This is a genomic window from Pseudoalteromonas sp. SWXJZ10B (assembly GCF_015864475.1).
GTDB classification, from domain to species: domain Bacteria; phylum Pseudomonadota; class Gammaproteobacteria; order Enterobacterales; family Alteromonadaceae; genus Pseudoalteromonas; species Pseudoalteromonas arctica.
The window spans coordinates 200890-219842 of record NZ_JADYXD010000007.1 but is presented as its reverse complement, the minus strand read 5'-3'; the positions used below and the strand labels follow the sequence as shown (position 1 = coordinate 219842).

Here is an 18953-nt window from a genome sequence, read left to right as displayed (position 1 = left end):
CGAACTCAGTAGTGAAACGAAACAGCGCCGATGATAGTGTAGCATTTGCTATGTGAAAGTAGGACATTACCAGGCTTCAAATTGTAGAAAGCCCGAATCTAACGATTCGGGCTTTTTTACGTCTGCAGAAAAGTGAAGTGTGCGCAATTAATGTACACTCGTCAACACCTAGCATGTAGGTCGAGCGTAGCGACTCCCGACGCTAGAATCACAACAAAAACCCTCAATACCCCATTCGGCCAATAAATTAGCATTTGCTACGTGACTTTCTACTGCTGTGGGCACTATGACATTCTACTGCGTAGCGCACCGACTTCACATTGTAGCGAGCCCGGATCTAACGATTCGGGCTTTTTTACGTTTGCAGAAAAGTGAAATATGAGTAACTAACATTACGCACTCGATTTCTCTCCAATTTATCTAAATGTACAAGTCGAGTAGAATAGCTCCTTACTTCAGTACTAAAGTTTATAACCAAATCTCACGACTATTTAAAATAGTCCGTAAGCTTGAGTTTCTTCACTTTCAGATTCTTCTAGTTGTGTTGGTTTAAATATTACGCTTGGATCAATTAATACACTGTGCTTTTGTGTAAGCTTGATTAATCCTCGCATCATATTTTTAGTTTGTGGGTCTAGATCAAAACCAACCTCAGTGAGCTTATCTAGTGGTTTAATGTCTTCTTTTTTATAGTCGATATTATCTTCGACTTTATCTACCAATAACCCTACGTGTGGGTTTAAGCCGTCTTTAGTGGTAAAAACAATAATAGGTTTATAGTCTAAGGTTATTTGCTCTTTAGCTGATTCGAATAAACGCTCTAGCTGAATTAGGTTACTACGCTTAATTTTTTCGAGCAGAGCTGATACTTGTTTATAATCGCTTTGATTATGAGCTGATATAGCTTCTTTTACCGTTTCTAGCAATGATTGGAAAGGTTCGTTAAGTCGAGACATTGTTAGTTTTAAGTCTTCATTATCGGTGTTGAACTCTTTGTAAAACAGAACAAAATCTTGTAGTTCTGCATCATTGCTTGAAATAGAAGCCGAGCTATTTAGCAAGTTACTTTGAAGGGTATTGAACCAGTTTAATAGTTTTTCTTGCCATGTTCTTAGTTGTTTTAGTACATGCGCATTACTTTGTTCGGTTGAGATATTATTTAAAATAATACCTAAATCAAACACAGGCGTTGGTATATCCATATAATCTTTAACACCAATAAAGCTTTTATTATTGTTGGGTAAAGTTGTTAGATTATTGTCAAAGCGCTCTGTTAATAAAATATCGAGTATTTTAAGTGAAATTGTTTTGCAGCCCACTTTAAAGTTTATTAATTCCATGCCTTTATCTTAATTTACCTGTTAATGCTTTAAGGATAGAACAAATTAAATAAATAGCTTAAAGATGGATAAGATTTAATAGAGATAGGTAACTAGGAGTTATTAGATGGCACTAGTGAGGTTTTTTATGGCACGTTTAAATTGATTCTCAAGCTGCTTTTTTCCTAATAAACCTAAGTGTTGAATCACTTTTTCATTACATTCATTTTGCAGCACTAACTTTATTAAAAGTTGTTTATCAGACTCTGTTAATTGAGACATACAAGAAGGAGACTGATTCACTACCTGCCAGAGAGTCGCAGAGATATTAAATTGAGTGAAGTTACTGTTTACGAGTAAGGCTAATCGTTCGCGAGTCTCGGGGCTTACTAACTCATCGCTAAATCCTTCAATTAAAATACTTACAAGTTGCCAATCTAGTGTTTTAAAATGTGTTAAAAGAGCATAAAAAAAGTCGTTTTTAAACTGCTTTTTCAAAGGTTGGATAATTGCACTTTTATTGCTTAAGCATTTAACCACAAGCGCTGAATGTTCAGCTGTGCTTTTATCGCGTTGATAACCCAGTTTTACGGTATCAAACCCTTGTTTTTGCCAAAAGTTAAGTAGCTGCGCTGTTGCGCCAAAGCTTGCACCAAACCAACTACATTGGCTTTTTACTTGCGACTCGCAATAGCTAAGTAGCTTTTTACCAAAACCCATATTGTGAGAACTCGGATCAATCGCTATTCGTACAACGCGAGCGCTCAACTGTGTTAAGTAGTCATTATTAAAACTAAGTTGTGAGAGGGTTTGAGCCATTAAATGACCCTGTGGGCGGCGCTCTCCGCTTATAACCTGTAGAGCAAGTTCTTCACTTAAACCACCTTCTATTGCGATTAAACATACACCAACTAATCGATTGTTAATTTTGCTGATGAATATTCGTTGCGATGGTGCGTCTAGTAGTTGGCGTAAATCGTTTACACTACTTTGATAGTGAGCCAATGCAAGCAGGGCAATAACTTGTTGCAGTAAAGGCTCATTGTTTACAAGGGATTGCTGAGTTATTTCGCTGTGAACTGGCTGCTCTAATTGCTCACTACTTAACTCTTTATATTGTGCATCGAGTGCAAGCAAGGTGCGAATGTGCTTCTCGAGGGGATCGTGTTTAGCAAAACGCAGTGGCTCATCAAGCGTTACAACTTTAGAGGCTTTATAGTGCGCTTTTATATAGTTACTAAAGCGAATGGTATAACCCCTACCATTGCCCTCATACCCAACCAGTGTACTTGCAAAGACTATACGAGGGTAATGAGCTAGCATTTTTAGCAATAACGGTACAGGGATCGCGGCAGCTTCATCAATGAGTAATAAATCGCACTCAGGTAATGCATTTAATAACGCGTCAGGTGCAACGTAGTGCAAGTTGGCGAGCTGTTTATGTTGAGCGTTGTATTGCAGGTCTAACTCGTTGGCTAAATGTTTAAAGCTACTATGGGTCGCTTTAAACTGAGTGCTGCAAATAATTACTTTTTTATCAGTCAATTTTGCGGCAGCTAAGCCAAGTGCTGCCGACTTGCCTCTACCTCTATCAGCATTAATGAGTAAAGGTCTGTTGGCACGGCCATTAGCTACTTTTACTATTTGTTCCACGCAGTTTTGCTGTGGTAGATAGTCAATTTTATTATCCATAACAGAGCTGACGAGATTACTAATACAGCCATTTTTTTCACTAAAATGAAAAGCGGGTAATTGCTTAATAATAGCCGCGAAACGTTGATTAAATAAACTGTATTCAATACTCTGACCGTGTGATTGCACTGTACTTAATGAGGGGTCTTGCCAAGAGGCTAAATCATTTAATTCGGGCAGTAATAAAAACAGTATACCGCCTGCTTTAACGGTGCCGGTAAGTGCTGCAAGTTTATCAGGGTGTAAACCACTAAAACCATCGTAAACAGCATGAGCAAATTCTTGCCCTAAAATTTGGTGAGTGCGAGTAGGCCAGTACGAATTTTTAATCGCGCACTGCTTTGATACAACAAGTGTATTGTTTTCATCTATTAATGAGTTAAGTAATTCATAACACCAAGCAGGGCTGCCCGTAATCAACACTAGCTGACGATGATACGCGCCAGCTAGTTGTTGTTCTAACTCATTTAGGTGAGCTTTATACAGCTTGTAATCGTGCATAGGCCGTTACTAACCATTTACTGCCAAGGTCGTCAAAGTTAACTTGTACGCGAGATTGCGCGCCACTGCCTTCGTAATTAAGTACGGTACCAACACCAAACTTAGCATGCAAAACTCGTTGCCCTAAGTTAAAGCCACTGTCTTCAAATGCGGCATGGCTAACTGATGCGCTAAAACGCCCGGCGGCAGGCGGGCGAGAAACCTGTGTTTTAATACGAATTTCTTCAACGCAGTCCTCAGGTATTTCGCGTAAAAAGCGTGATGGGCTATGGTATTTTTCTTGCCCGTATAAACGGCGACTCTCAGCATGGCTAATGTATAACTTATCCATTGCTCGTGTCATGCCTACATAACAAAGGCGGCGCTCTTCTTCCAAACGACCAGACTCTTCGTTACTTTGCTGAGAAGGGAACATGCCTTCTTCTACGCCCACCATAAACACTAACGGAAACTCTAAGCCTTTAGCTGAGTGAAGCGTCATCATTTGAACGGCGTCTTCGTGCTCTTCTGCTTGTCCTTCACCTGACTCAAGTGACGTATGTGCTAAAAAGCCTTGTAAAGGCGAGCTGTATTCTTCGTCTTCAGGAAGTTCGTACTGGTCACATGCGCTAATTAGCTCTTCTAAGTTTTCTACGCGAGCACGGCCTTTTTCACCTTTTTCAGCTTGGTACATTGCCATCAAGCCTGAGGTTTGAATTGTGTACTTGGCTTGCTCATGCAAAGTTAGATCGCTAATTTTATCTTCTATTTGTTCGACTAGTTCTACAAACTTACTTACTGCACCAGAGGCACGGCCAGATAAATGCTGTTGCTCTACAATTGCTTTTGCTGCATACCAAAGCGGTAATGACTCTGCTCGTGCACAGTCGCGTATGTGGCTCAATGTTTTGTCGCCAATACCGCGCGCTGGCGTATTAATTACGCGCTCAAAAGCGGCATCATCTTGACGATTACCCACTAGGCGTAAGTACGACAACGCATCTTTAATTTCTTGTCGTTCGAAGAATCGCATACCACCATAAATACGGTATTTTAAGCCTTCTTGCAGCATGGCCTCCTCAAGTACACGAGATTGCGCGTTACTACGGTATAAAATTGCGGCATCTTGTAGGGCATTACCTGCATTTAACCAGCTTCGTAGTTTGCTACTTACAAAGCGTGCTTCGTCTAACTCATTAAATGCTGCATAAATAGAGATTGGCTCGCCGTCGTTACCGTCGGTCCACAAGCTTTTACCCATACGTTCTGAGTTATTTTGAATTAATGCGTTAGACGCTTTCAAAATAGTCGCTGTTGAGCGGTAGTTTTGTTCAAGACGAATGGTTTCTGCGCTAAAGTCAGTTAAAAAACGTTTAATGTTTTCGATTTTAGCACCACGCCAACCATAAATGCTTTGGTCATCGTCGCCTACAATCATAATGCTGTTAGTATCGCCAGCAAGTAATTTTAACCAAGCATATTGAATGGTATTTGTATCTTGGAACTCGTCTACGAGCATATGCGCAAAGCGTTGCTGATAATGACGCAGTAACGTAGGGTTATTTTTTAACACTTCGTAGCTGCGTAGTAATATTTCAGCAAAATCAACTAGGCCCGCTCTATCACAGGCCTCTTGATAGGCGGCATAAACACGCAGCATCATTTGCTCATTAATATCGTATGCTTGAATATCTTTAGGGCGAAGTGCTTCATCTTTTTTGGCGCTTATGTACCAGCCAAATTGCTTAGCGGGCCATTTTTTATCATCAATATTCATCGATTTTAATAAGCGCTTGATCATCCGAAGCTGATCGTCAGAGTCTAAAATTTGAAAGGCTTCTGGTAAATTAGCTTCACGGTGATGAGCACGTAAAATACGATGCGATAAACCATGGAAAGTACCAATCCACATACCACCTACAGGCGCTTTTAGTGTTTCTTCAACGCGGCCACGCATTTCTTTAGCGGCTTTATTAGTAAATGTAACTGCAAAAATACTGTAAGCGGAGGCTTGCTCAACTTGCATAAGCCACGCAATACGATGAACTAACACTCGTGTTTTACCAGACCCAGCACCTGCTAATACCAGCATGTTTTGTAGTGGGGCTGCAACGGCATCGCGTTGTTTGTCATTTAAGCCATCGAGTAATTGTGAAACGTCCATCGTTACGCCTTTTTAATCAATATTGTGGGCAGTATAACAGGTGTTTTTGTTAGGCTAAATAAAATACTGTTTTTATAAACAGCTATTTATAAAATAGTGTTCAAAACGAGTAACTTGCTAATTAATTAAGCGAATAAAAAAGTGTAAACGGATAACAATAATTGCTAATTTGACCTAATTTTAGCAAAATCTACCAACTCTCTAAATCTAGACTAATTTAACTATTTGATTTGTAAGCTTTAATAAATTGGCATAGAGTGTGTAGGTAAATAATTATAAAATCAAATAAATACAGAGGTTAGTATGGCAGATCAAGGTTCTGGCGGTAACGTAATTGCAGCATTATGTAATATATTTTTTCCTGGTTTAGGGCAGTTAGTGCAAGGGCGTATTTTAGCGGCTATATTTTTTGCACTCGCTATTATAATAAGTTACGCACTAATTTATGTGCTTGTAGGCTTTGTACTTGTGCCTATTATTTACTTATGGTCGATCATTGACGCAGCGCGTTATAGATCGCGAAGTTAACGGTTTTAAAGTTGAGTAAAATAGCGCCCATGTGGCGCTATTTTACTTTATATGTCCTGTGGTTTACGGGCGTTTACGTATATAATTACGCAATTAAAGATTTACAGGCAAACCCTATGGAATATCAATTTATTCGCGACCCTATTAGTGGGCTACGTATTAAAATAAGCAGTGAACACGCTATTATTGGTCGCTGGCTAAACGAAGAAATAGGCAAAGACAAAGTAGCCATGGTGCAAGCGCTTATTGCATCGGTAAGTTCAAGCTATGAGCCGCTAACGCTAAAAGGCCAAGAAATAGATTTAATATTAACGAAAGACGAAGCATTATTTGAAGCCCATGCACTTCATCAAGACAGCGAAGACCTAATAGCGTATCAAGATGACGATTTAGCGCTTGAAGAAAATGGTTTAAGTAGTGGTTGTGGCTTTGAAGATTTCATTGATTTAATTGATTCATGGCATGAGTTTACGACGTCACGATAAACATAACTAGCACACTAATAAAAATATACAGCAATGCACAATCAGCATTTTATCTGTATTATTACACCAACGAAAATTACGCCAACCAAAACGACAGGAATTGATATGTCTGCCAATTTAAACAAGCTAGTAGTGATGCTAGAAATGCAAAACGCCATGAATACTAAAGTACATGAGCAATGGTTTACTCAAGGGTTTGAATGGTACCGCGCTATTTGGGTTGAGTGTGCTGAAATGCTAGATCATCATGGTTGGAAATGGTGGAAAAAACAAACACCAGATACTGAACAAGTTATTTTAGAGTTGGTTGATATTTTTCATTTTGGTCTATCGCTTAGAATTGACGGCGAAACTAGCTACGAAGACTTAGCAAAGCAACTTGAAACTGAGCTTAGTAATGCTCAACAAGCTGATGACTTTAAACAAACACTAGAGATATTAGCGGCGTCTGCTGTTGCTGATAAAACGTTTAATGCAGGTGCTTTTGCCGGCTGTATGGCGCAAATAGGTATGGATATTGATGATTTATATCGCGGCTACGTAGGTAAAAATACGTTAAACTTTTTCCGCCAAGATCACGGTTACAAAGATGGTAGCTATATTAAAGAATGGAATGGGCAAGAAGATAACGAGCATTTAGTTGAAGTAGTTAAAAGCCTTGATACAGAACATGCAGATTTTGCAAAGTTAGTATATCAAGGGCTAGAAGCGCGTTACCCAAAAATTTAAGTCACGTAAGTTGAGTTAGATAATCTTACGATAGTCGGTAACACTTAGGTAATCGGCTATTTCGTTATGTGGTTGTTGGCTATCTGGGTTAGCAACTGCAAGTAAGTGCTCAATGCCGTATTCTCGTGCGGCATTCAAAACCGGCACACTGTCATCTACAAACAAAGTGCGCTGCTTATTAAACCCTAAGTCTTTTTGTACTTGGTGCCACAAACTTTGTTGCTCTTTACTTACTCCATATTCATGAGTAGACACTACGCCATCTAGGTAGTTATCAATCGCTGTATGCTCAAATTTAAGCATGACACTCTCAGGGTGGGCGTTGGTAAGTAAAATTAACTCTTTGCCTGCTTTTTTAAGCTCAGTTAAAAAATGAGGTACGTCTTCGCGCATTTTAATTAAATGCTGAGACTCTCGTTTAAGCTCCATTATAGGCAAGCTTAATTGCTGCTCCCAATAATCTAAACAATACCACTGTATTTGACCGCTCACAGCTTGATAGCGTTTTAAAATATCTGCTTTAGCTGCATCTAGGCTAATGCCCCTTGCTAATGCGTGTTGCGCAGGAATAACGTTAAGCCAAAAATGACTGTCGTAATGTAAATCGAGTAATGTTCCATCCATGTCGAGCAAAACGGTATCGATTTTTGACCAATTTAACATAGGAATTTCAACTTATAAGGTTTATTATTGAACTAACTGCCATGATAGCAAATTAACGCCAATGACACAGAAAAAGCACCCAACACCACCACAAATCCTCAGTAACAATGTTGTCGCTAAAAGCCGCCTGTTTACTGTGGAGTCTTTAGAGCTAAAGTTTTCTAATAACGAAGAGCGTCAGTATGAGCGAATTCGCGGCGGTGGCCGGGGAGCAGTGATGATTGTTCCGTTAAGTGCAGACAACGAATTACTACTTGTACGTGAATACTGTGCGGGCACAAACGATTACCAGTTAGGTTTTCCTAAAGGCTTAATCGATCCGGGCGAAACGCCAGAGCAAGCTGCTAACAGAGAGCTTAAAGAAGAAATTGGCTTTGGTGCTGAGTATTTTAAACCATTAAGAACAGTAACAATGGCGCCGAGTTACTTTAATGCCACTATGCATATTTTATTTGCTAAGCAATTATACCCACAAACCCTTATTGGCGACGAACCAGAGCCGCTTGTTGTTGTTAAGTGGCCATTAACTCAGTGGCAGTCATTATTAGACCAAGAAGATTTTACCGAAGCACGCAGTGTTGCAGCTTTGCTATTATTAGATAAGTATTTAGCGTCTGGAGCTGCCGATGAATAAATTAATCGAACCGTGTATTGAATTAGCTGAGCGTGCTGGCGATGCAATTATGGCCATTTATAAAAAAGGCGATATTGGCCAACAAGAGAAATCAGATAATACGCCTGTTACCAAAGCTGACTTAGCAGCAAATGACGTACTGGTTGCTGGATTAAAAGTCTTAGCGCCCGATATCCCAATTATGTCGGAAGAAACACCTATACCTGCACTTGCCGACAGACAGGACTGGCAGCGTTATTGGTTACTCGATCCGATGGATGGTACAGGCGAATTTATTTTAGAAAGTGGCGACTTTGCAGTAAACATTGCATTGATTGAAAATAATCATCCTGTGCTTGGCGTTATTCATTGGCCTGCAAAAGGTGTGACTTATTTTGCTACAGCTAAAAATGGTGCCTTTAAACGTGAAAACTCAATTGATAAGCAAATATCTGTAGCGCCGCCAGAGAACTTGACGCTTGCAGTGAGCCGCCGCCAAAAAATAGAAGCGGTGAGTCAGTATTTAAATAGTCAGTTTACAACTATTGCTATTGGCTCGTGCTCATTAAAAGCTTGTACTGTTGCAGAAGGTAAAGCAGATTGTTTTTTAAGAATTGGTCCAACGGGAGAGTGGGATACAGGTGCTTCACAAGTTATTGTTGAAGAAGCCGGTGGTTGTATTACCGATGCAGAATTTAACCCGCTAACGTACAACCAACGCGAGAGTACTGAGAACCCTGACTTTATAGTGATGGGGCATCCAGACTGGGAATGGCAAAAAATGATTAATCCGCATCAAAGGTTGAGCGCAGAATAGCAATTTGATTGCTTTTTGTTCGGTTGAACAACTTTAATTAGTTTAGGCCTTGCATTAAATGTTTATTCCTATATAGTAGCGCTCTCTTCAAGGCAGGCTCGTAAATATTACGAAAATGTTTTAAAGAAATTACAGGCGCGGGATGGAGCAGTCTGGTAGCTCGTCGGGCTCATAACCCGAAGGTCGTCGGTTCAAATCCGGCTCCCGCAACCAATTTTTTATAAGATTTGGTTACTGTAAACTCTAGCTTAAGAGATAAAATAAAGTAGTCGATAGACTTAAAATACACAGGCGCGGGATGGAGCAGTCTGGTAGCTCGTCGGGCTCATAACCCGAAGGTCGTCGGTTCAAATCCGGCTCCCGCAACCAATTCTTTAATTGGAAGCCAAGTTGTAATGTAAGCAACTTTAAACAAGTCTACAAATTTCAGGCGCGGGATGGAGCAGTCTGGTAGCTCGTCGGGCTCATAACCCGAAGGTCGTCGGTTCAAATCCGGCTCCCGCAACCACTGAAATTAAATACATAAAAAGCTAAAACAAAATCGCACTCTTTATCGAGTGATTTTTTGCGTCTGCAGTTTAATTAATTCCTATAATTATAAAACTCACCGTTACTACGCAAAATACTCTGCATAAGTAAGCGAAGGTCGTCGGTTCGCTTTTTACAAACTCAAGCTCCCGCAACCACTGAAATTAAATACCTAAAAAGCTAAAACAAAATCGCACTCTTTATCGAGTGATTTTTTGCGTCTGCAGTTTAATAAATTCTTATAATTATAAAACTCACCGTTACTGCGCAAAACACTTTGCACAAGTAAGCGAAGGTCGTCGGTTCGCTTTTTACAAACTCAAGCTCCCGCAACTACTGAAATTAAATACCTAAAAAGCTAAAACAAAATCGCACTCTTTATCGAGTGATTTTTTGCGTCTGCAGTTTAATTAATTCCTATAATTATAAAACTCACCGTTACTACGCAAAATACTCTGCATAAGTAAGCGAAGGTCGTCGGTTCGCTTTTTACAAACTCAAGCTCCCGCAACTACTGAAATTAAATACCTAAAAAGTTAAAATAAAATAGCACTCTTTATCGAGTGATTTTTTACGTCTGCAGTTTAATAAATTCTTATAAATTTAAACCCACTGTTACTGCGCAAAATACTCTGCATAAGTAAGCGAAGGTCGTCGGTTCGCTTTTTATAAACTCAAGCTCCCGCAACCACTGAAATTAAATATCTAAAAATTTAAAACAAAATCGCACTCTTTATCGAGTGATTTTTTGTGTCAGCAGTTTGATAAAATACCTTATATTCTGCTTTATTTAATGACTTTACTCTAATATCTGTGACGTTTAACAAATAACTTATTTTTTAAAAAAGAGTATTTTATGTTAAAACGGTTAAAAGATTTTAAGTAACAATACACATCACATGACAGAACTTTATCACTGGTTTGATTTAATAGGCATTGCGGTGTTTGCTGTGTCGGGCACTTTGCTAGCGTACGAAAAAAAAATGGATGGCTTTGGAGTCGTAGTTTTAGCGACGGTAACTGCTATTGGTGGTGGTACAGTGCGAGATCTAATTTTAGATGTTCCTGTGTTTTGGTTACACGATCAAAGTTACTTTTTTGCCATACTAGCTTCAGTATTTGTTACAACACGCCTTATAAATAAACAAAAGCCGATACCTCATTATATTTTACAAACAGCGGATGCGTTTGGTTTAGCTTTTTTTGCAGTAATGGGGGCGCAAAAAGCGCAGCTTGTTGGTATGCCTGATATGACAGCGGTAATTATGGCTGTAATTACAGGCTGCTTTGGTGGATTAATTCGAGATGTGCTTGCACGCGAGATCCCTATGCTATTAAAAGGTGAGCTTTACGCTATTACCTGTATAGCGGGTGGCACTGTTTATACGCTTGGCATTAGTTTTTCGTTAGTAACCGAAATGGCGATGGTATTAGGTATGTTAATGACCTTATTACTTCGTTTAGCTGCTATAAAATGGCAAATCACATTACACGTTTTTAAATATCCTGACTAAACTGGTGTAATCACACCATTTACTAGGATAAGGAATGTCGTTAGCTCGTATATTTTCTCGTGCTCAAGTGGGTATAAATGCCCCTGAAGTTATTGTAGAAGTTCACCTAGGAAATGGTTTACCCGCTTTTCATATAGTAGGCCTGCCCGAAGCGTCCGTTAAAGAATCAAAAGATAGAGTACGTAGCGCACTCGAAAACTCACAATTTGGTTTTCCCGATCAACGAATAACTGTAAATTTAGCCCCTGCCGATTTGCCAAAAGATGGCGGACGGTTTGATCTTGCTATTGCGGTGGGTATTTTAGTCGCCTCTGGGCAAATAGTGTGTCCTGATATTCACAAGTACGAGTTTTATGGTGAGCTTGCTCTTAATGGTGAGGTGCGTGGTGTAAACGCTATTTTACCTTCGGTACTTGCTGCAAAAGAGCAAGATCGTTGCTGCTTTTTACCTATTGCAAACGACAGCCTAGCAAGCCTAGTTAATGGCGTTAAACGCAAAGCCGTAAGCTCTATTCAAGAAGTGTGGGGGGATTTACTTAATCAACAACCCTTACCATTAAATATAGAGTATCCCGACTGCACACAAGCCCCTGACTTTTTACTTGATTTAAGCGATGTGAAAGGTCAGCCCGGTGCAAAGCGAGTACTCGAAATTGCTGCAGCTGGCGGGCATAATTTATTATTTTTAGGTCCACCAGGCACTGGTAAATCAATGCTTGCTCAGCGAATGGCAACTATAATGCCTACTATGTCGGACGATGAAGCTATTTCGACTGCCGCGCTTTACTCCATTATTGGGCAATCCATAGATTTAACTAATTGGCGACAGCGGCCATTTCGTAATCCGCATCATACATGCTCAGCTGTTGCTTTAGTGGGTGGCTCTTCAAACCCGAAGCCCGGTGAAATTTCATTGGCGCATAATGGCGTACTTTTTTTGGACGAATTACCGGAGTTCGAGCGTAAGGTGCTTGATTCACTGCGTGAGCCAATGGAGACCGGCACGGTTACTATTTCACGTGCAGCAAGGCAAATGGAGTTTCCGGCGCAGTTTCAGCTTATTACAGCATTAAATCCAAGCCCAACAGGGAGCCATACTGATAAGCGGGCAACTCCCGATCAAGTTATGCGTTATTTATCGCGAGTATCAGGACCTTTTATTGACCGTATTGATTTGCAAATAGAACTGCCTCGTCTAACGAGCGTTGAACTACAAAGTACTCAGCCAGAGGAAAGTAGTGCTGAGGTTAGAGCAAGAGTTGAAGCGGCTTATTACCTACAGCTAAAACGCCAAGGTAAGGTTAATGCGAGGCTTAATAATAAAGAAATGAGTGTGCACTGTGTACTGGCGCCAGCAGAGTTGCAGTTTTTAGCTAGAGCAAGCGAGAAGTTATCTTTATCGCCACGCTCTTACCATAGAGTAATTAAGGTGGCGCGTACAATTAGTGATTTAAAAGGCGCTGAAAACATTAGTTTAAATGAGCTTAAAGAAGCACTTAATTACCGCGCATTTGAGCGCCTTATTGCGCAATTAACTAAGTATTAAATAGAAAGCATATAGCCTTTACCGCGAACGGTAACAATACGTTTTTGATCTTTTTCGTCATTTAATTTTTTACGTAAACGACCAATAAGCACATCAACAGTACGATCGTTTGGGCTCCAATCGGGCTGGCCTATTTCTTCTGATATTTTTTCACGGGATGTGGCTTTACCTGCATTACTAATTAAGCAAATAAGCACTTTATGTTCGGCTTCAGTTAAGCGTGACTCAACGCCCGCAGCAGTAATTAGTGTGCGGTTATCGGGGTGAAGCTTAAAGTCAGCATATTCTATAAATTCTTCGCTTTCGTCGTCTTCTAGGTTAACGGCAACACGCTTATAGAGCGCGCGCATGCGAAGTTCTAACTCAAGTAAATCGACAGGCTTACAAATATAGTCATCAGCACCTTGTGCAAGGCCTGCAATACGATCGGCTTGGGAGTCACGACTCGATAATACAATAACGCCAATATCGGTAAGTGTGTTTAATTCTTTTGCCAGCTGAAGCCCATCACGCTTTGGCAAAACAATGTCAATTATGGCTAATGATATAGCACCGCGCAGGTTTACCCGCTGCCTTACAATGTTAAGTGCATCAGCGCCAGTTGGGTCTACCTCTATTGTAAATTCGGTATCTGCAAAGTGATTTTGGATGCGTTTAACGAGTAGTTCATCGTCTTCAACCAATAAAACATTAATAGCCATAGTACTTTATTTTGAATGCTTATAGCTCTGTATGGTAGCACCATTAGGTAAATGCTGAGAAGGGGGTTTATTAGTTTTAAGTAACTTAATATTTCAAAGGTGTATAAGACGTTATTAGAGGATGAGGTTAGCACCTTTAAACTAATTAAAAGGTGCTAAATAATTAATACTACTATTAATAAATCTGTATTAAGTCGTTATTTTAAAGGTTCAGGCTCAGTCATTTTTATACATTGAGTCCCACCATTGAGGTTCATCTTTTAGCTTTTTATCAAAGTATGCGAGCATGGTGTTCCACCAATCAAATCGTTTATCGCGTGCAAAAATTTGGTGGTCGGCGCCTTTGTATTCGATTAACTCTACGTCCTTATTAAGCAGTTTAAGCGCAGTGTACATTGTTAAGCTTTCGCCAACAGGTACATTGGTATCACTATCACCATGAAGAAGTAGCATAGGTGTTGTTACTTTGTCGGCATGAAACACAGGGCTGTGCTTGCTGTAAAGCTCAGGGTTATTCCACGGAAAGCTATTTTTTGATGCTTCGCCAGAATATAAGTAGCCCCACCAACCTTCACCCCAATACGAGGTAATATTAGAAATACCCGCATGAGCTATTGAAGCACTAAATATATCGGTTTTAGTTGCCAATAACATGGTCATGAAGCCACCGTATGATGCCCCTAAATTTCCTACCTTTTCACTATCAACATAGTTGTATTTCTTTAAAAAGGCTTGCGTGCCTTCGATAATATCGTCTGCAGTGTAGTCGCCCCAGGCATTAACATGCTGCGCTGAAAACTTTTGTCCAAACCCTGTTGCGCCAGTAGGCTGTACTACATAAACAACGTAGCCATTTTCTGCCCATAAGTTAAACGGATAACGACCTGTAAAACCACGCGTAACTGGTGAAGTGCCGCCGTAGTAATACACGAGCGCCGGGTGCTTTTTAGTTTTATCTAAGTTGCTAGGAATATAAACGCGGCCAGTGATTTCGACACCATGTTTATTTTTAAAATTAAACTCTTCTAATGTAGGGAGTCGTGTATTTGCATAGCTACTTGGTTTTGAATCCCATATTAAATCTGTTTTATTTTTACTTACGTTAAGGCGCTTTAGCTGTTGTGGCGCTAAAGCGTTAGTGCCACTTAATAAAATTTCGGTATTACGGTCGTGTGAGTAACTAAATTGTTCAACAATATCCAATCCTGTATTTAACTTTTTAAAGCGCTGTTTACTTAAATCAAATAGGTAAAGTGGTTGAGTGTCTTGCTCTGTTGCTTTAATGAGCGCATCGCCGTTTTCTAAAACGTGCAGTTGGCCAATAGCAGAATCGAATTGTTTACTGAGTGCTTTTACGTTTTTACCGCCTTCAGTAAGTAGGTAAAGTTGCCCGTCGTAGTTATTAGCAAGCATTGCTTTTGGTAGAGCTCTGCCTGCGCCATTTTTAAAGTCAGGGCCTGCAACTACATAAATATCTTTATTTGCGTATTTAGCTAAATTAAACGTTTTGAATTTACCAAGCGATGAAAGCTTGTTTGATTTTAAATCGAGTTCGACTAACTCTGTTTCAGGGTGGGTTGATGCTTGCATTGCCATTACTGGGCGGCTCATTAATATTTTGCCACGGTTACTATTTGAATCTTCAAGGCTGTAAGAAAGAGGACCTTGGCTAAGTGCTTTTGTTAAACCACTTTTAGTATCAAGCATGTAAATTTGGCTGGTGGTACGTGCATACGACCAACGATCTTGTAGACCTTTATAGTGCTTGGTTAAGCTGTTAGTGCTCTCAGGTGATTTAGACCAGCTAAACAAAAGACTGGTGTCGTTATAAAAGGTAAAGCCATTGGCTCCTTCTAAATCGTTTGCTAATGTTTTTATTGAGAAGTTTTTACGGCTAAGTTGTTTAAGCTCACCATTTAACAAATACACTAAATATTGGTTATCTGGACTCCAAATAATGTTACTTGGTTGGCCTGCTTCGAAGCGATAAAGCGTTTGATTATCTGAATCTTTAAGTACAGTAACTGTATTTGCTTGGTTTTGTGTTTTATCGCTATAAGTGCGAGTAGTAGTAACGTACTGCTTAGCATTAGGTGCGAGTGATAATTGGCTGATTGTAGGGGCATCAAACAATTGTTTTGCAGATAAGCGTTTTGTTTTTGAGGCGCTAAGCGTAATTTTATCAACGTCGCTTTTAGGTGCAAAATCAAGCATTACATCGTGCCAATTAGCTACTTGTTGGGCTACTATTAAAATAGAGTGAGTACTGTTATTTAAAGCTAACTTATAGCTATTTTTATCGCCTGTTTGTAGTTCGCCATTAATAAATAACTGACCTTGCTCAATCCCTTTTAAGGTAAGCGTACCTTGTGTAAAGCGGGTAGTTTCAATATTAAATTTTAGTGCCTGTAACCCACCTAAAGTGAGCGCATTGATTTTATTAAACGGCTGCCAGTTTTGTTTTTTCCCAAATACAGAAAAACTATCTGAGTCTGCTTGTAGTTGCGGCAATAGGTTGTTAATAATCGCACTGCCATGAGGTGTCTGAAAAGGCTTTAACTGCATATCTTCGGCAAGTGGGCCGATAAACTGAATTTTTGATTTATCCAATGGTGCAGCTATTGCAGCAAAGCTTAAGCTGCTAAGCGTCAAAAGAGTCGCTGCGTACTTAAATAGCTTATTTTGATGACACCATGGTGCGCTAAATTTCATTATTATGCCTATTATTATTGGAAGTTTGGCCAAATATAGCATGTATTGATACCATGCTCACATATCCAATATAGAGGAGAGAAAGTGACTTTACTGATAGTTTATATGGTAGTGGCGATTGTTATTTCGTTTTTATGTTCTGTGATGGAGGCTGTGTTATTAAGTATTTCGCCCAGCTATGTTGCATCACTTAGGAAAGATCATCCTGAGCTTGCTAAACAGCTCGAAAAACTTAAAAACAATATAGATCAGCCTTTAGCTGCTATTTTAACTTTAAATACGGTTGCCCATACTGCGGGTGCTGCTGGGGTAGGCGCACAGGCAGCTGTCGTGTTTTCCGATGCGGCTGTAGGTATTGCATCAGCCATTATGACATTCCTCGTATTAATTCTTTCTGAAATTATTCCTAAAACCTTGGGGGCTAATTACTGGCGAGCTCTAACGCCAAGTGTTACTTACGCTTTGAGGTTTTTAGTTATATTGCTAAAGCCTTTTGTATGGTTTGCACAAAAGCTAACAAATTTAATGGGTCCAAAGCACGATGAGGCATACTATATTCGTCAAGAGATAGAGGCAATGGCTGATATAGGTACGGAGTCGGGTGCATTACATCAGGATGAGTCCGAAATAATTCGTAATTTATTGCATTTTAGACATGCAAAATTATGCGACTTAATGACGCCTCGAACTGTAATTTTTAAAATCCACAAAGACTTAACAGTAAATCAGTATTTAAACGATCACGGCTCGTCGTCATTTTCTCGTATATTGGTATTTGATAAAGACAGCGACGATATTGTTGGGTTTGTGCATAAAAACGATATTATGCTGGCATTTCACCGTTTAGGTACCGATTACAAAATTAGCAAATTGATTAAGCCTATTTATACGGTGCCGAGTTCTCAAAATGTATCGTCGTTACTGCAAACTCTTTTAACAAAGCGCACGCATATATGCCTAGTTGTAGATGAGTACGGTGACGTGCAAGGTATTGTAACGCTAGAGGATATGATTGAAGCTTTAATGGGGCTAGAGATTGTAGATGAGCGTGACCAATCTACTAATATGCGCGCAGTAGCAAGGCAGCGTTGGCACAAACGTTTAGCAAGCAGTGCGCATATAGTCAGTGAAGAAGATAAACACACTCGGGGTGATAATTAGTTAACCAGCCCCGATTAAATATTAATACCGCTTTAAGCGGGGCTGCCATCAGTTTTCAGCCAATCTTTAGCCCAAGATATAAATTCGTTTTGTGGTTTAGGGCGGCTAAATAAAAAACCTTGTATGGCTAGTTTTCTTCTATAATGCCTTAAATAAACGAGCTCTTCTGGTCGTTCAACACCTTCTGCTACTAAGTCTAAATTATCTTTACTCGTAATATTAAATAACGAACTTACGACCACTTGAGAAAATAAATCTGTTTCTATATGGCTAATAAGTGAACGGTCTATTTTAATTTCAGTAAAAGGAAGATTTCGAAGCTGATTCATATTAGTAAAACCAACACCAAAGTCGTCTAGCGATATACCAAAGCCATGCATTCTTAATCTGTTTAGTGTTTCTAATTGCATGAGGCTTGAGAGTGCATGTTGTTCTGTTATTTCTATAATTATATTACTAGGCGTGAGTTGGTTTAATTCTAAAATGAGCAGTAATTTATTAGGGCAGTTTAAGTCGTCGAGCTGAGTTGGCGATAAATTAAATGCCATTTTAAAATCATGACCTAGTTGCGCTTTCATATTTTTGAATTCGCTGGTGGCCTTTTCAAAAAGAGAAAATGTAATTTGATTAATTAAGTTGTGTTGTTCGGCAGTGTTTATAAAACGGTTAGGTAAAATAATATTGCCGTCTTTACTTGATAAAATACGTGCTAAGACTTCAACGCTTTCAATTTTATTGTTATCAGCGTTTATTTTTGGTTGGTAAAAAGGCGTTATTTCATCGTTTTTTAATGCATCAATAAGCTCATCTTTTGAAATGGCCGACTCTTTTAATAAAGTGTGGCTGTTTAATTGCGCCACTTTAATAAGTAACCTACTAACCTGAGACAGTTGCACTGGCTTTGAAATATTACCAATGAGGTGAGCGTTATGTTGTTTCGCGAGATTGGCAGCTAAGCTAATAACTTTATGGTCCATTTCAGAAACAATTATAATACCGCCTTGATAATGTAACTCTCCTAAGTGGCGGATTAGTTCCATGCCGTCCATTTCGGGCATATTGAGATCAGTAAAAACAGCATCAAAGTAGTTAACATCTTCTTTTACTTTTTCAAGAGCTTCTTTTGCATTCAGGCACGTAGTTATAGTGTTAGACATACCCAATTCGTTAAGTATAGCTTCCATAACGATCAAAATTGCTTTTGAATCGTCAACAACTAAAATATTAGGCACTATTTTGTCCACTGTTATCCCTTTCAATGTATCGCTTGGAGTTACTATAAAAGTAGTAGTGTTTTTTTA

The 18953-nt window shown here is 39.4% G+C and carries 15 protein-coding genes and 3 tRNA genes; 11 read left to right on the top strand and 7 right to left on the bottom strand.

Annotated elements, in window-relative coordinates:
* Positions 1–491 precede the first annotated feature (491 nt).
* The 3 genes from I6F54_RS09390 to uvrD all read right to left on the bottom strand — a co-directional run bounded on the left by I6F54_RS09390 (position 492) and on the right by uvrD (position 5655).
* Positions 492–1340 carry a chemotaxis protein gene (locus I6F54_RS09390; protein WP_165727087.1) on the bottom strand — a complete coding sequence of 283 codons (849 nt, stop codon included), beginning with the start codon at positions 1338–1340 and terminating at the stop codon, positions 492–494.
* 102 nt (positions 1341–1442) lie between these two features.
* The gene (locus I6F54_RS09385) at positions 1443–3512 is read right to left on the bottom strand and encodes a GNAT family N-acetyltransferase (protein ID WP_197141028.1); all 2070 of its coding nucleotides are present in this window, start codon (positions 3510–3512) and stop codon (positions 1443–1445) included.
* Complete coding sequence (gene uvrD, locus I6F54_RS09380; RefSeq protein ID WP_007586555.1) at positions 3490–5655, bottom strand: DNA helicase II; 2166 nt, start codon at positions 5653–5655, stop codon at positions 3490–3492. Before uvrD ends, I6F54_RS09385 begins: the two co-directional genes overlap by 23 nt.
* 303 nt (positions 5656–5958) lie before the next feature.
* Between uvrD and I6F54_RS09375 the strand changes: the two genes are divergently transcribed.
* The 3 genes from I6F54_RS09375 to I6F54_RS09365 all read left to right on the top strand — a co-directional run bounded on the left by I6F54_RS09375 (position 5959) and on the right by I6F54_RS09365 (position 7397).
* On the top strand, positions 5959–6183 hold the full coding sequence (locus I6F54_RS09375; protein ID WP_002963009.1) for a hypothetical protein: 225 nt from the start codon (positions 5959–5961) through the stop codon (positions 6181–6183).
* 116 nt (positions 6184–6299) lie between these two features.
* Positions 6300–6668, top strand: coding sequence for a YacL family protein (locus tag I6F54_RS09370; protein ID WP_024592461.1), 369 nt, complete (start codon positions 6300–6302; stop codon positions 6666–6668).
* Positions 6669–6773: 105 nt separating this feature from the next.
* On the top strand, positions 6774–7397 hold the full coding sequence (locus tag I6F54_RS09365) for a dUTP diphosphatase (protein ID WP_165726845.1): 624 nt from the start codon (positions 6774–6776) through the stop codon (positions 7395–7397).
* Positions 7398–7412: 15 nt separating this feature from the next.
* Here the strand turns inward: I6F54_RS09365 and yrfG are convergent, their stop codons facing one another.
* A complete protein-coding gene (gene yrfG, locus I6F54_RS09360; RefSeq protein ID WP_007378908.1) occupies positions 7413–8060 on the bottom strand; it encodes a GMP/IMP nucleotidase in 648 nt (215 codons plus the stop codon).
* 61 nt (positions 8061–8121) lie between these two features.
* Between yrfG and nudE the strand changes: the two genes are divergently transcribed.
* The 7 genes from nudE to I6F54_RS09325 all read left to right on the top strand — a co-directional run bounded on the left by nudE (position 8122) and on the right by I6F54_RS09325 (position 13078).
* Positions 8122–8694: an ADP compounds hydrolase NudE gene (nudE, locus tag I6F54_RS09355; protein WP_007586548.1), complete on the top strand. Its 573-nt coding sequence runs from the start codon at positions 8122–8124 to the stop codon at positions 8692–8694.
* The gene (cysQ, locus tag I6F54_RS09350) at positions 8687–9490 is read left to right on the top strand and encodes a 3'(2'),5'-bisphosphate nucleotidase CysQ (RefSeq protein ID WP_007586545.1); all 804 of its coding nucleotides are present in this window, start codon (positions 8687–8689) and stop codon (positions 9488–9490) included. The genes nudE and cysQ overlap by 8 nt, the downstream gene beginning before the upstream one ends.
* 136 nt (positions 9491–9626) lie before the next feature.
* A tRNA-Met gene (locus tag I6F54_RS09345) sits at positions 9627–9703 on the top strand.
* A gap of 79 nt (positions 9704–9782) precedes the next feature.
* A tRNA-Met gene (locus tag I6F54_RS09340) sits at positions 9783–9859 on the top strand.
* Positions 9860–9921: 62 nt separating this feature from the next.
* Positions 9922–9998: transfer RNA gene (locus I6F54_RS09335), tRNA-Met, on the top strand.
* Positions 9999–10917: 919 nt separating this feature from the next.
* Positions 10918–11532 carry a trimeric intracellular cation channel family protein gene (locus I6F54_RS09330; RefSeq protein ID WP_007587018.1) on the top strand — a complete coding sequence of 205 codons (615 nt, stop codon included), beginning with the start codon at positions 10918–10920 and terminating at the stop codon, positions 11530–11532.
* Positions 11533–11566: 34 nt separating this feature from the next.
* Positions 11567–13078, top strand: a complete 1512-nt coding sequence (locus tag I6F54_RS09325; RefSeq protein WP_165727089.1) for a YifB family Mg chelatase-like AAA ATPase — start codon at positions 11567–11569, stop codon at positions 13076–13078.
* On the opposite strand, the gene I6F54_RS09320 is transcribed toward I6F54_RS09325, so the two are convergent.
* Positions 13075–13779, bottom strand: coding sequence for a response regulator transcription factor (locus tag I6F54_RS09320; protein ID WP_002957913.1), 705 nt, complete (start codon positions 13777–13779; stop codon positions 13075–13077). The genes I6F54_RS09325 and I6F54_RS09320 overlap by 4 nt on opposite strands.
* 216 nt (positions 13780–13995) lie before the next feature.
* A complete protein-coding gene (locus tag I6F54_RS09315) occupies positions 13996–16491 on the bottom strand; it encodes an alpha/beta hydrolase family protein (RefSeq protein WP_197141026.1) in 2496 nt (831 codons plus the stop codon).
* Positions 16492–16575: 84 nt separating this feature from the next.
* Here I6F54_RS09315 and I6F54_RS09310 point away from each other — a divergent pair, with 84 nt between their 5' ends.
* Positions 16576–17652 carry a hemolysin family protein gene (locus tag I6F54_RS09310; RefSeq protein ID WP_007587021.1) on the top strand — a complete coding sequence of 359 codons (1077 nt, stop codon included), beginning with the start codon at positions 16576–16578 and terminating at the stop codon, positions 17650–17652.
* Between the two features lie 32 nt (positions 17653–17684).
* On the opposite strand, the gene I6F54_RS09305 is transcribed toward I6F54_RS09310, so the two are convergent.
* Positions 17685–18896 carry an EAL domain-containing response regulator gene (locus I6F54_RS09305; RefSeq protein WP_197141022.1) on the bottom strand — a complete coding sequence of 404 codons (1212 nt, stop codon included), beginning with the start codon at positions 18894–18896 and terminating at the stop codon, positions 17685–17687.
* Positions 18897–18953: the final 57 nt, after the last annotated feature.